The sequence below is a fragment of the Streptomyces montanisoli genome (genome assembly GCF_017813245.1).
In the GTDB taxonomy this organism is placed as follows: Bacteria; Actinomycetota; Actinomycetes; order Streptomycetales; family Streptomycetaceae; genus Streptomyces; species Streptomyces montanisoli.
The window spans coordinates 1-13217 of record NZ_JAGIQL010000167.1 but is presented as its reverse complement, the minus strand read 5'-3'; the positions used below and the strand labels follow the sequence as shown (position 1 = coordinate 13217).

At 73.5% G+C, this 13217-nt stretch carries 10 protein-coding genes; 2 read left to right on the top strand and 8 right to left on the bottom strand.

The window, feature by feature from the left end:
• Positions 1-71: 71 nt before the first annotated feature.
• From JFN87_RS27655 to hrcA, 4 genes are all read right to left on the bottom strand, one after another.
• The gene (locus JFN87_RS27655) at positions 72-818 is read right to left on the bottom strand and encodes a 16S rRNA (uracil(1498)-N(3))-methyltransferase (RefSeq protein WP_209344285.1); all 747 of its coding nucleotides are present in this window, start codon (positions 816-818) and stop codon (positions 72-74) included.
• Positions 815-1888, bottom strand: a complete 1074-nt coding sequence (locus JFN87_RS27650) for a nitronate monooxygenase (protein WP_209344283.1) — start codon at positions 1886-1888, stop codon at positions 815-817. The genes JFN87_RS27655 and JFN87_RS27650 overlap by 4 nt, the downstream gene beginning before the upstream one ends.
• A 282-nt stretch (positions 1889-2170) precedes the next feature.
• A complete protein-coding gene (gene dnaJ / locus JFN87_RS27645) occupies positions 2171-3307 on the bottom strand; it encodes a molecular chaperone DnaJ (protein WP_209344281.1) in 1137 nt (378 codons plus the stop codon).
• A complete protein-coding gene (gene hrcA / locus JFN87_RS27640) occupies positions 3308-4324 on the bottom strand; it encodes a heat-inducible transcriptional repressor HrcA (RefSeq protein WP_209344278.1) in 1017 nt (338 codons plus the stop codon). It abuts the gene before it with no gap.
• A gap of 225 nt (positions 4325-4549) precedes the next feature.
• Here hrcA and JFN87_RS27635 point away from each other — a divergent pair, with 225 nt between their 5' ends.
• Both JFN87_RS27635 and JFN87_RS27630 read left to right on the top strand, forming a co-directional pair.
• Positions 4550-5305 carry an MBL fold metallo-hydrolase gene (locus tag JFN87_RS27635; RefSeq protein ID WP_209344277.1) on the top strand — a complete coding sequence of 252 codons (756 nt, stop codon included), beginning with the start codon at positions 4550-4552 and terminating at the stop codon, positions 5303-5305.
• A 9-nt stretch (positions 5306-5314) separates the two neighbouring features.
• Positions 5315-6145, top strand: coding sequence for a DUF3097 domain-containing protein (locus JFN87_RS27630; protein WP_209344275.1), 831 nt, complete (start codon positions 5315-5317; stop codon positions 6143-6145).
• A gap of 37 nt (positions 6146-6182) precedes the next feature.
• Here the strand turns inward: JFN87_RS27630 and JFN87_RS27625 are convergent, their stop codons facing one another.
• From JFN87_RS27625 to JFN87_RS27610, 4 genes are all read right to left on the bottom strand, one after another.
• Entirely contained in the window at positions 6183-6761 is a 579-nt protein-coding gene (locus JFN87_RS27625) for a Uma2 family endonuclease (RefSeq protein ID WP_209344273.1), read from the bottom strand.
• Between the two features lie 103 nt (positions 6762-6864).
• Positions 6865-8097 (bottom strand): radical SAM family heme chaperone HemW, encoded by a 1233-nt coding sequence (gene hemW, locus JFN87_RS27620; RefSeq protein WP_209344271.1) that lies wholly within the window; start codon positions 8095-8097, stop codon positions 6865-6867.
• Between the two features lie 488 nt (positions 8098-8585).
• Positions 8586-10706 carry a SpoIIE family protein phosphatase gene (locus JFN87_RS27615; RefSeq protein WP_307865612.1) on the bottom strand — a complete coding sequence of 707 codons (2121 nt, stop codon included), beginning with the start codon at positions 10704-10706 and terminating at the stop codon, positions 8586-8588.
• A 216-nt stretch (positions 10707-10922) separates the two neighbouring features.
• Entirely contained in the window at positions 10923-12812 is a 1890-nt protein-coding gene (locus JFN87_RS27610; protein ID WP_209344269.1) for an AMP-dependent synthetase/ligase, read from the bottom strand.
• Positions 12813-13217: the final 405 nt, after the last annotated feature.

Here is a 13217-nt window from a genome sequence, read left to right as displayed (position 1 = left end):
CCGGTGACTGGAGTTCAGCCGAGTGCTCCTGCGACCCGGCGAGCGCCGCGGGCGGGCCGCCGTGCGGGGGGTCAGGACCAGCGGCCCGTGCGGGCCAGCAGGACGGCGAGGGCCGCCGTGCCCGCCGTCGACGTGCGCAGGACGCTCGCGCCCAGACGGTGCGGCAGGGCGCCCGCGGCCGCGAATTCCGCCAACTCCTCGGGGGTGACGCCGCCTTCGGGGCCGACGACGAGCACCAGGTGCCCGGAGTGCGGCAGTTGCGCGGTGGCGAGTGGCGCCGCGACGCCGCCGTCCTCGTGCAGCACGGCCGCGAAGTCCGCTGTGGCGAGCAGCGCGGCGACCTCGCGTGTCGACGCCGCGTCCGCGACGTCGGGGAAGCGCAGGCGGCGCGACTGCTTGCCCGCCTCGCGCGCCGTCGAGCGCCATTTCGCCAGGGACTTGGCGCCACGCTCGCCCTTCCACCGCGTGACGCACCGCCCGGCCTGCCACGGGACGATGGCGTCCACGCCGGTCTCGGTCATCGTCTCGACGGCCACCTCGCCCCGATCGCCCTTCGGCAGCGCCTGGACGACGGTGACGCGCGGCGCAGGCTCGTCCTGCGTGCGCACATCCGTGACGGAGACGTCGAGGCGGTCCTTGCCCTCGACGGCCTGGACGGTGCCGTACGCGCCGGTGCCCGCGCCGTCGGTGAGCACGACCTCCTCGCCGACGCGCAGCCGCCGCACGGACACGGCGTGGCGGCCTTCGGGCCCGTCGAGCACGACCGTGCCGGGGCGCAGCGCGACGCCGGCGTCCACCACGAACACCGGTGCCGTCATGACGCGTTGCCCAGCGACATCGCGGCGCGCGCCGCGTCGGTCTCGGCCGCGAGCACTTCGACGAGCTGCCCGGCGGGCAGCACGCGCGCCATCCCGTGGCCCTGCCCCGCCCACAGCGCCATGCCCTGCGGGTCGCCGGCCCTCGCGGCGGCCCTGCGCAGCGGCGAGGTCAGGTGGTGCACCTCGGGGTAGGCCTGCGGCGCGTACGGGCCGTGCTCGCGCATGAAGCGGTTCACGAGCCCGCGCGCGGGGCGGCCCGAGAAGGCGCGCGTCAGCTCGGTGCGCGCGAACAGCGGGTCGGTCATGGCCTGTTTGTGCAGCTCGTCGGCGCCCGACTCGGGTGTCACGAGGAACGCGGTGCCGAGTTGCGCGGCGTCGGCGCCGAGCGCGAGCACAGCCGCCACCTGGTGGCCGCGCATGAGCCCGCCGGCCGCGAGCACGGGCAGCTCGACGGCGTCCCTGACCTGGACGACGAGGGACATCAGGCCGATGCCCGCGCCGTCGGCCGACGGCTCGTCCTTGTGCGTGCCCTGGTGGCCGCCGGCCTCCACGCCCTGCGCGCAGACCGCGTCGGCGCCCGCGGCCTGGGCGGTGCGCGCCTCCTCGGGGGTCGTGACGGTGACCATCGTCAACGTGCCGGCGCGGCGGAACCGGTCGAGCACGCTGCGGGGCGGGCAGCCGAAGGTGAACGACACGGCCGGCACCGGATCGTCGAGCAGTATGGCGAGTTTGGCCTCGTGGCCGTCGTCCCATCCCCGGTCGGGGTCGCCGAGCGCCGTGTCGTACCAGTCGGCCTCGCCCGCGAGTTGACTGCGGAACAGCTCCACGGCGGCGCGGTCGGCGTGCCGGGTCTGCGGCATGAAGACGTTCACGCCGAAGGGGGCGCCCGTGAGCCCGCGCAGGTGCTTGATCTCCTCGTACATGCCGTCCGCGGTCTTGTATCCGGCGGCGAGGAAGCCGAGGCCGCCCGCGTCGGACACGGCGGCGGCCAGCTGGGGGCAGGACGCTCCGCCTGCCATGGGGGCCTGCACGATCGGATACCGAAAGAGATCGGTCAGCGTGGAGGGCATGCACGCATCGTGCCATGTCCGGATCAGCGCGCCGAATCGCCGCCGCATCTGGCATATGCCAAAGACAGGACCACCGGTCGCAGCGGTCCGCAAGGGCGGAATCACCCTGTTTGACGCCCGGCGCGGCGGGCTTCCGGCCCCCGTGCCGCCGTCACGCGGGGACGAGAACAAGCCGCGGCGTGACGGGTGGCGAGGGGTCAACGGGGACGGGACCGGTGCGAGCCGCAGCCCGCGCCGGTCCCGTCCCGTAGTCCCGTACTCCTACTCGTACCCGTGTACCGCCTACCGGCCGTTGAACGCGTCCTTCAGCCGGGAGAACAGCCCCTGCTGGCCGGGCTGGAACTGGCCCGTCGGGCGCTCCTCGCCGCGCAGCTTGGCCAGTTCGCGCAGCAGGTGCTCCTGCTCCGGGTCCAGCTTCGACGGTGTCGTCACCTCGACGTGCACGATGAGGTCGCCGCGGCCGCCGCCGCGCAGATGCGTCACGCCTCGGCCGTGCAGCGGGATCGACTGGCCCGACTGCGTGCCCGGGCGCACGTCGATCTCCTCCACGCCGTCCAGCGTCTCCAGCGGGCACTTCGTGCCGAGCGAGGCCGCCGTCATGGGGATCGTCACCGTGCAGTGCAGGTCGTCGCCGCGGCGCTGGAAGACGCCGTGGGGCTGCTCGTGGATCTCCACGAACAGGTCGCCCGCGGGGCCGCCGCCCGGGCCGACCTCGCCCTCGCCCGCGAGCTGGATCTTCATGCCGTCGTCCACGCCGGCCGGGATCTTGACGGTGAGCGTGCGGCGCGAGCGCACGCGCCCGTCGCCCGCGCACTCGGGGCACGGGGTCGGCACGACGGTGCCGAAGCCCTGGCACTGCGGGCACGGGCGCGACGTCATGACCTGGCCGAGGAACGACCGCGTCACCTGAGAGACCTCGCCGCGGCCGCGGCACATGTCGCACGTCTGCGCCGACGTGCCGGGCGCGGCGCCCTCGCCGTTGCACGTGGTGCAGACGACGGCCGTGTCGACCTGGATCTCCTTGGTCGTCCCGAAGGCGGCCTCGCCGAGCTCGATCTCCAGGCGGATCATCGCGTCCTGGCCGCGGCGCGTGCGCGAGCGCGGCCCGCGCTGCGACGCCGTGCCGAAGAACGCGTCCATGATGTCCGAGAAGTTGCCGAAGCCGCCGGCGCCGAAGCCGCCCGCTCCCCCGCCGCCGTTGCCGGACAGCGGGTCGCCGCCGAGGTCGTAGACCTGCTTCTTCTGCGGGTCGGACAGCACCTCGTAGGCGGCGTTGATCTCCTTGAAGCGCTCCTGCGTCTTCGGATCGGGGTTGACGTCCGGGTGCAACTCGCGCGCGAGCCTCCTGAACGCCTTCTTGATCTCGTCCTGGGAGGCGTCGCGGCGCACGCCGAGTACGGCGTAGTAGTCCGTGGCCACTTACGACTCCGCCAGGATCTGTCCGACGTAACGTGCCACTGCGCGTACCGCTCCCATCGTTCCCGGGTAGTCCATGCGGGTCGGTCCGACCACGCCGAGTTTGGCGACTGCCTCGTCGCCCGAACCGTAGCCGACGGCGACGACGGATGTGGACGCGAGGCCCTCGTGGGCGTTCTCGTGCCCGATGCGTACCGTCATGCCTGGCTGGCCCGCCTCGCCGAGTAGCTTGAGCAGCACGACGTGCTCCTCGAGCGCCTCCAGCACGGGCCTGATCATCAGGGGGAAGTCGTGCCCGAACCGGGTGAGGTTCGCCGTGCCGCCGATCAGCAGGCGTTCCTCGGTCTCCTCGACCAGATTCTCCAGCAGCGTCGCCAGGACGGTGGAGACGGTGGCACGGTCCTCCGCGTCGAAGGAGTCCGGCAGGTCCTGCACGAGCCGCGGCACGTCCGCGAAGCGGCGCCCCACGACCCGGCTGTTGAGCCGCGCCCGCAGGTCCGCGAGCGCGACCTCGCCGAACGGGGCCGGGCAGTCGATCATCCGCTGCTCGACGCGGCCCGTGTCGGTGATGAGGACGAGCGTCAGCCGGGCGGGCGCCAGCGAGAGCAACTCCACGTGACGCACCGTCGAGCGCGTCAGCGACGGGTACTGCACGACGGCGACCTGCCGGGTGAGCTGCGCGAGCAGCCGCACCGTGCGGCCCACCACGTCGTCCAGGTCGACCGCGCCCTCCAGGAAGTTCTGGATCGCGCGGCGCTCGGGCGAGGACAGCGGCTTGACGCCCGCCAGCTTGTCCACGAACAGCCGGTAGCCCTTGTCGGTGGGGATGCGGCCCGCGCTCGTGTGCGGCTGGGCGATGTAGCCCTCGTCCTCCAGGACGGCCATGTCGTTGCGGATCGTCGCGGGCGACACGCCGAGGCGGTGCCGCTCGGTGAGCGCCTTGGAGCCGACGGGCTCCTCCGTGCCGACGTAGTCCTGGACGATGGCACGCAGCACTTCGAGTCTGCGTTCGCTGAGCACCGGCGCGCACCTCCAGCCGTTGTCGTTCGTCGCCCTTTACGACCCTGTTTGGCACTCGATCCGGTGGAGTGCCAGCCCCTTCCGAGTCAGTGTACGGCCGTGGGGTGCTGGCGTAGCAAGGCAGTGTTCCACGCGGGAGCCACCGCGGGAGCCACCGCGGGGTGACGTACGGGGCCGAGGACGGCCGGAGAGGGCCGGAGACGGCCGGAGACGAGGGAGAGCTCGATGGTGCACGGCGGCGACGCGCCCGGCTGGGCGGCGGAGGGCTGGGAGGAGCTGGCGCCCGGCGTCGGCCGGTGCAGGCTGCCCGGCTGGGACTGCACGGCAGGGCTCGTGATGGGCGCCGCGGGCGCGCTGCTCGTCGACGCGGGCTCGACGCTCGGCGAGGGCGCGGCGCTACGGGGTGCGGCGGGGCGCCTGCTGGGCGGCGGGCGGGTGACACACCTCGCACTCACGCACCCGCACTTCGACCACGTACTCGGCGCGGGCGCCTTCGCGGACGCCGAGGTCATCGCCGCGCCGGGCGCGGCACGCGAGCTGACCGGCGCGGCGGGCCGGGCCGCGCTGCACGCGGACGCGGTCGACCACGGCGTGGCGCGGGAGGACGCCGCAGCCGCGACGGCCGCGCTCCGGGCGCCGCGGCGGGAGGTGGGACGCCCGTACGAGCTGGACCTCGGCGGCGGCACCGTGGCGCTCCTGGTGGACGCGGGCCCCGGCCACACGGCGGGCGACCTGGTGGTGCTGGTGCGCCCACGCAGCGGCCCCCCGGTGCTGTTCTGCGGCGACCTGGTGGAGGAGTCGGGCCCGCCACAGGCCGGGCCCGACGCGCAACCGGACCGCTGGCCCGCCGCGCTCGACGGCCTGCTGGCACTCGGCGGCGAGGCCGCGCGCTACGTGCCGGGGCACGGCGCGGTGGTGGACGCGGCATTCGTCCGCGCGCAACGCGCCGCGCTGGCGGCGGCGTTCCCGGGGAGCGCATAAGGTCGGTCCGTGCGCAGTTACAGCCCTGACCTGACGCCCCCGTGGAAGCGCTCCACGCCCGTTCCCGAGGTTCCGGCCGAACCCGAGATGGTGGTCGAGGAGGTGTCGACGGGGTTCTGCGGCGCGGTCATCCGCTGCGAGAAGACCGCGCAGGGGCCGACGGTCACCCTGGAGGACCGCTTCGGCAAGCACCGCGTCTTCCCGATGGAGCCCGCCGGGTTCCTGCTCGAGGGCAAGCCCGTCACGCTCGTGCGCCCGGGTCCCGCGGCGCCCGCGGCACCGTCCCGTACGGCGTCCGGCTCGGTCGCGGTGCCGGGAGCGAGGGCGCGCGTGGCGCGCGCGGGCCGCATCTACGTGGAGGGCCGGCACGACGCGGAGCTGGTCGAACGCGTCTGGGGCGACGACCTGCGCGTGGAGGGCGTCGTCGTGGAGTACCTGGGCGGCGTGGACGACCTGCCCGCGATCGTCGCGGACTTCGCCCCGGGCCCGGACGCGCGTCTCGGCGTCCTGGTGGACCACCTCGTGCCCGGCACGAAGGAGTCCCGCATCGCCGCCGACGTGTCGGGCGACCACGTGCTGGTGGCGGGCCACCCGTACATCGACGTGTGGGAGGCCGTGAAGCCGTCGTCGGTCGGCATCGAGGCCTGGCCGAGGGTGCCGAGGGGCGAGGACTGGAAGACGGGCGTGTGCCGCGCGCTCGGCTGGCCGGAGAACACGGGCGCGGCCTGGCAGGCGATTCTCGCGACGGTCCACTCGTACAGGGACCTGGAGCCCGCGCTCCTCGGCCGGGTGGAGGAACTGATCGACTTCGTGACGATCGGCGGCCCCGAGGGACCGTGAGGTCCGCGTGCCGCGTGCCGCGTGCTGCGGGCCGCGGTTACGGGAGCGGGTGGCGCTTGAGCGGCGCGAGGGTGCCGAAGTCGGATGTGTCGAGAACCGTGTCCACCATGTCGAGAGGCATCGCCTCTCCGAACGGGACGCGCAGCTCGGTCTTGTAGTCGGCCGCGTCGCCGATCCCGAAGGGCTCCGTCAGCAGCAGGCACTCGGCGCGGAACGGGTCCGCGATCAGGTAGGCGGGTACGCGTCCAGCCGCGTAGATCGACCGCTTGAGGTTGTAGTCGCGGTCGACGCTGGTCTTCGACACGACTTCCACGAGAAGCGTCACCTCCTCGACAGGCAGCGAAGCTCCGGACCCGGCCCCCTTGGGGACCACGGTCAAGTCGGGGATGAGCCGACTCAACTCTCGGGGAAACGAGACATCCTGCACCTGCAAGCGGTCGTAGTCCTTCGAGATCTGGTCCGACAAACTCAGAACGATGCGGTTGTGGACCAGGTGCGGGCCCGCCATCATCACGATTTCCCCCCGTAGGAGCTCGGCCCTGTAGCCCTCCGGGACTTCAAGGTTCTCGAAGAAATCGACGACGTCAGTGATCGGCCGGTCTTCCACAGCGGTCATCTCCGTGGCCCTCCGTTGTCCGCCATCGCCAGGTACGACAGCAGCCTAAGGACACCGTAGGCAGATACTCACAGTAACCGGGGAGGTTCACCCCCGCGAGTGATCAGTCCACCAGGTCCCTGATCACCGCGTCCGCCAGCAGGCGGCCGCGCAGGGTGAGCACCGCGCGGCCGTTCTCGTGGGCGGCCGGTTCCAGGAGGCCGTCGCGTACGGCGCGGCGCGCTGCCGTCAGGCCGGCCTCGTGGAGCAGCGTCAGCGGGACGCCCTCCCGCAGCCGCAGTTCCAGCATGACGCGCTCGACGCGGCGGTCCTCGGGCGTGAGCAGTTCGCGGCCCGCGCCCGGCGAGCGGCCCTCGGCCAGTGCCGCCGCGTACGCGCCCGGGTGCTTCACGTTCCACCAGCGCACGCCGCCGACATGGCTGTGGGCGCCGGGCCCCGCGCCCCACCAGTCGGCGCCCCGCCAGTACAGCTCGTTGTGCAGGCAGCGCGCGGCCTCGGTGGTGGCCCAGTTGGACACCTCGTACCAGGAGTAGCCCGCGGCCGACAGCGCCTCCTCCGCGATGAGGTAGCGGTCCGCGTGCTCGTCGTCGTCCGTCATGGGGACCTCGCCGCTCCTGATGCGCCGTGCGAGGCGCGTGCCCTCCTCGACGATCAGGGCGTAGGCGGACACGTGATCGGGGCCCGCGCCGATCGCCGCGGCCAGCGAGGCGCGCCAGTCGTCGTCGCTCTCGCCCGGCGTGCCGTAGATCAGGTCGAGGTTGACGTGCTCGAACCCGGCGTCGCGTGCCTCGGCCACGCAGCGCTCGGGGCGGCCGGGGGTGTGCGTGCGGTCGAGGACGCTCAGCACGTGCTGCCGCGCGCTCTGCATGCCGAACGAGACGCGGTTGAAGCCGCCCTCCCGCAGGGCCGCGAGGTAGGCGGGGCCGACGGACTCCGGGTTGGCCTCCGTGGTGATCTCCGCGTCGTCCGCGAGGCCGAACTCGTCGCGTACCACCGCGAGCATCCGCATGAGGTCGGCCGCGTCCAGCAGGGTGGGCGTCCCGCCGCCGACGAAGACCGTGCGCACGGGGCGCGGGTCGTCGCCGAGCACCTTGCGGGCGAGGCGGACCTCGTCCGCGAGGGTGTCCGCGTAGTTGTCGCGCGAGGCGAGCACGCCGCCGGAGCCGCGCAGCTCGGTGGCGGTGTAGGTGTTGAAGTCGCAGTAGCCGCAGCGGGTCGCGCAGTACGGCACGTGCAGGTAGAAGCCGAGGGGACGTTCGGCCGCGCCGTCGAGGGCGTGCGGCGGCAGCTCGCCCGTGGTGGGGACGGGGTCGCCGTCTGGCAGTGCGGAGGGCATGGGCTCCATTGTCCCGCACGCACGGGCCGCCCGGGCCGCGTGGCCGGTCACCGGCCCTGGCGGCCCGGCCCCCGCGTGTCCCCCGCCTCTCGCTCGTTCCCCCCCCTTCTCTCCTTGCTATTTGCCCCGTCCTGTTTGCGTGCTCCGTCTTGACCGCGTGCCCCGCGTCTTTCGCGTGCCCCGGTGGCCGGTGCCTGCCGCATGCCCGCGCCGCCCGCGCGACGCGCCCGCCTTCGCGCCGTGCGGCGGCGCGGGGCTCCGTACGCCGAGGGCCGGGGCGCCGGGCCGTGCGGGCACGCTCCCGGGCTCCGTGCGTCGGGTAGCGCCCGGCCTACGGGGGTGTCCCGGCGCACCGGAGTGTCCGGCGCGACGGGTCGCAAGGGTGCGGGGCGCACTCCCGGGGCGCACGCGCCGCCGGCTCACGGCCACGTGCTCGTGCGCCCGGACGCCGGATCTCCGTTCCTCCACCGGCCCGCCGGGCCGGACCCTCACTCCGCCTGGAGGACCAGCAGCGCCAGGTCGTCGTCCGGCGGTGCCGCGTCGAAGTCGTGCACGACGCTCCTGATGCGGTCCGCGACCCGTTCGGCGTTCAGCCCCACGCACGAGGCCAGGGCCTGCGCCAGCCCGTCGCCGTCGTCCAGCATCCGGCCGCCGGAGCGGCGCTCGGTCACCCCGTCGGTCACGCACAGCAGCGTGTCGCCGGGCTCCAGGTCGAAGGTCTGGCTCTGGTACGGGCCGTTCTCGGCGATGCCGAGCAGCAGTTGGGGCTCGGCCGCCTGCCGCACCGTTCCGTCGGGACGCAGCAGGAGCGGCAGCGGGTGGCCGGCGCTGGCCAGCGTGCACCGGGCGCCGCCGCCCTTGCCGCCGACGGGCAGCGGCACGAGCTCCCCGTAGAGCAGGGAGAGGAAGCGCGGGTGGTAGCCGTCGGACGCGCCGGCCACCGGCAGCCCGGCCGCGACGGCCTCCCCCGCCGCCATCGTCTCCGCCGCGCTCACGGCGGCCAGCGCGGACGCGGCCTCCGCGGCCTCCGTCGCGTCGTCGAGCAGCAGCCTGTTCAGCCGGTCGAGCACCTCGCCCACCCGGTACCCCTCGCGGCCGAGGAGCCGGAGCCAGGGTCGGGCGAGGCCCGTGACGACCGCCGCCTCGGGGCCGCTGCCCTGCACGTCGCCGAGCATGAAGCACCAGCGGTCGCCCGGGCAGTGGAACACGTCGTAGAAGTCGCCGCCCGCGAGCCCCTCGTCGCTCGGCTCGTAGACGAGGCCGCTCGCGACGCCCGGGATCCGTGCCACCTGGCTGGGCAGCAGTCCGCGCTGGAGCACGCGGCTGATGGTGGCCTGACGCGTGTAGCGGCGCGCCGCGCCGATGGCGAGGGCCACGCGGCGTGCGAAGTCCTCGACGAGCGTGACGATCGCGTCGGACGCGGCCGTCTTGCCGGGTCTGCCGAGCACGAGGGTGCCGACGGGCCTGCCGTTGGTGACGAGCCGGCAGGCCAGCGCCATGCCCGCGCCGGCATCCGCGCCGGCTGCGTCGGCGTCGATATCGGCACCGGCACCGGCGTCGGCGTCGGCATCGCCGGGTCCCCGCGTCTCGGTGACGCCCGGGTACGGCGGGTCGCCAGGTCCTGGCGGACTCTTCTCCAGCGCGGCGCGCAGCGCGTCGAGCCGCGTCTCGTCCGCGTGCCAAGCGCCCGCGAGGCGCGGCGCCGCGCCCGCTCCGTCCAGCCACACGGCGCACCAGTCGGCGAGCCGCGGCACGAGGAGCTGGCCCGCGAGCGCCGCGACCAGTTCCTCGTCGAGCTGGCCCGCCAGCAGGTCCGACGTCTCGGCGAGGAAGGACAGGGCGCCGTGCCCGCGCCAGTCGGCCTCGTCGCGGCCGGAGCCGCGGACGGCTCCGGCCGCCTCCTCGTCCGCGCGGGCGGGCGGCCTGCCGAGGGTGCCCGCGCCGTCCAGCGGGATGCGCGCCCAGACGGTCTTGAGCCCGGTCCTGTAGGTGACGCCCCAGCACTCGGCGAGCGAGGCGACGATCTGGAGGCCGCGGCCGTACTCGGCGGCCTGGCCGCCGGCCTGGCCGTACGGTGTTCCCGGGTCGGCGGGCGCGCGCGTCGGGTGGTGGTCGGAGACCTCGACGAGCAGCCCGACGCGCTCCTCGTCCGCGACCTGCGGGCCCGGCGTGCCGGCCGTGACCCGCTCGTGGAGGCGGCAGCGCACCTCGACGCTGGTGCCCGCGTGCACGACGGCGTTGGTGACCAGTTCGTCCGCGACCAGCGCAGCGTCGTCCGCCAGCAGGTCCGTGCTGTGGGCGCCGGGCGGGCACGCGGCGGCACCGCCCCCGTCCCGGTGTCCGTCCCCGTCCCGGTGCCCGTCCCCGTCGCCTGCCGGGCCGCGCGTCGGGGGTTCGCCGCCGGCCCGCGCGCCGCAGAAGGCGCACGCGCCGAGCAGCCCGAGCGCCGCCCACTCGGCGAGGGCCGCGCGCACGAGCCGCCGCGCCTCAGCGGGCGCGACGGGGTCGCTCTCCAGGCTGATACGGACGGAGGGCGGCGTGTCCGCCCCCTGCGGCTCCCCGAGCGGGTTGCCGGGGTCGGTCGCACGCTGGATCGGAAAGGGCCCCACTGCGGCTCCCGTGTCCGGTTGTCTGCTGCGTGTGCGCTGTGCCGGTCACGGCACGCCTCGTCGGTCCTGTGGGTGACCAAGCAAGGGTGGCAGACAGACCCCGCCCGTGCACGCCAAGTCACCGAAAAGGGCAGAGATTACGCATCAGGACAGCGTGCGGCGCCGGGGCAGTGGCCCGGCGCCGCACCACGCGTCACTTCTCGCGCGTGCCGGCTCTCACTTCTCGCGCGTGCCCGCGTACATGTCCTCGATCAGGTCGCCGTACTCGCGCTCGACGACCGGACGCTTCAGCTTGAGGCTCGGCGTCAGCTCGCCGTGCTCGATGTCGAGGTCGCGGGGCAGCAGGCGGAACTTCCTGATGGCCTGCCAGCGCTGGAGCCCGTCGTTCAGCCGCTGGACGTACCCGTCGATCAGCCGCTGCGTGTCGGGGGACTCCATGACCTGCGCGTACGTCTTGCCGCCGAGGCCGTGCTCAGCGGCCCACTCCATGATCGTGGGCTCCTCCAGCGTGATGAGCGCGCTGCAGAAGTTGCGTCCGCCCCCGACGACCAGGATGTTCGAGACGAACGGGCACACCGCCTTGAACTGGCTCTCCACCTCGGCGGGCGAGATGTACTTGCCGCCGGACGTCTTGATGAGGTCCTTCTTGCGGTCGGTGATCTTCAGGTACCCGTCGGTGGACAGCTCCCCGATGTCGCCCGTGTGGAACCAGCCGTCCGGCTCCAGGACCTCGGCGGTCTTCTCGTCCAGGCCGTGGTAGCCGACCATGATCGCGGGGTTGCGGATGAGGACCTCCCCGTCCTCCGCGATGCGCACCTCGGTGCCCGGCATGGGCTTGCCGACCGTGCCCGTACGGTACGCGGGGCCCGGGTTGACGAAGCAGGCCGCGCTCGTCTCCGTCAGCCCGTAGCCCTCCAGGATGGGGACGCCCGCGCCCGAGAAGAAGTAGTTGATCTCGGGGGCCAGTGCGGCGGAGCCGGAGACGGCCGCGCGGAGCCTGCCGCCGAACGCCTCGCGAATCTTCGCGTACACCAGCGCGTCGGCCACCTTGTGCTTGGCGGCGAGGTTGAAGGGGACGGAGGCGTTGCCCGTGTGCCGGAAGTTGTCCTGGGAGACCTTCGACGTCTCACGGGCGACGCCGGCGGCCCACTGGAAGATCTTGTACTTGGCGGCCCCGCCGGCACGCGCCTTGGCGGCGACACCGTTGTAGACCTTCTCGAATATGCGCGGCACCGCGGCCATGTACGTCGGCCGCACGACCGGCAGGTTCTCGATGATCTTGTCGACGCGGCCGTCGACGGCGGTGACGTGGCCGACCTCGATCTGCCCCGAGGTGAGCATCTTGCCGAAGACGTGGGCGAGCGGCAGCCACAGGTACTGCACGTCGTCGTGGGAGATCAGCCCGGTCGCGGCCATGGCCTTCGCCATGTACGACCACGAGTCGTGCCGCAGCCTGACGCCCTTGGGCCTGCCGGTCGTGCCCGACGTGTAGATGAGCGTCGCGAGCTGGTCGGACGTGAGGGCGCCGATCCGCTGCCTGATGACGTCGGGACGGGCCGCGAGCTCCTCGGCGCCGAGCTTCTCCAGGTCGTCGAGGGAGAGGACCCAGCCCTCGGGGTCGGACTCGTCGGGCTTCGCGTCCGCCTCCTCGATCACCACGACGTGCGCGAGGTCGGGCAGCTCGGTACGGTGCGCACGCACCTTGGCGAGCTGGCTCGCGTCCTCGGCGATCAGCACGCGGCTGCCGGAGTCGGAAAGGATGAACACGGACTCGTCGGCGTTGGTCGACGGGTAGATCGTCGTCGTGGCCGCGCCCGCGCACATCACGCCGAAGTCGGCGAGTATCCACTCGATGCGGGTGGCCGAGGCGAGCGAGACGCGCTCCTCGGGCCGCACGCCGAGCGCGACGAGGCCCGCCGAGATGTTGTAGACGCGTTCGGCGGTCTCGCCCCAGGTGAGCGACTTCCAGTCGTCGGGACCCTGACCCGAGGCGGGGGGAACGGGGTACCGGAACGCCTCCGCGTCAGGCGTGGCCGCCACGCGCTCAATGAAGAGGGTCGCCACGGAGGGCGGCCGGTTCTCGATCAAGTTGTCTGTGTCGCTCACGGCTTCCTCCGGAACCGTACGGGTCGCACCGCACGATGCATCTGATCAAGAGACGTATGGCGTTCCGGTAACTGACCGACGAGTAGCTACCGGGCAGTAATCAGACTAGGCCCCAGGTGGCACGGGCGTAAGAGGGGCGACATTTCCCACACACCCGTGAGGGGGCGGCGCAGGCCGAATGCACGAAGGGTCGGTGGGCCGCGGGGGTGCCCCCGCCGCCCACCCACGACTGGAGCGCGCCTGCCCCGCCGCGGGCGCGGCCCCTCGGGACGCAGGCCCGACCCCGGTCGGGGGTGCGGCTGATCGCAAGAGCACTCGTCTGAACTCCTTGCACCGATGTATTCCGTATCCCGTTTCTCGGCTAAAAATGCAGGGGGGGGGGGGGCGAGGGGGGGGGGGGGGGGG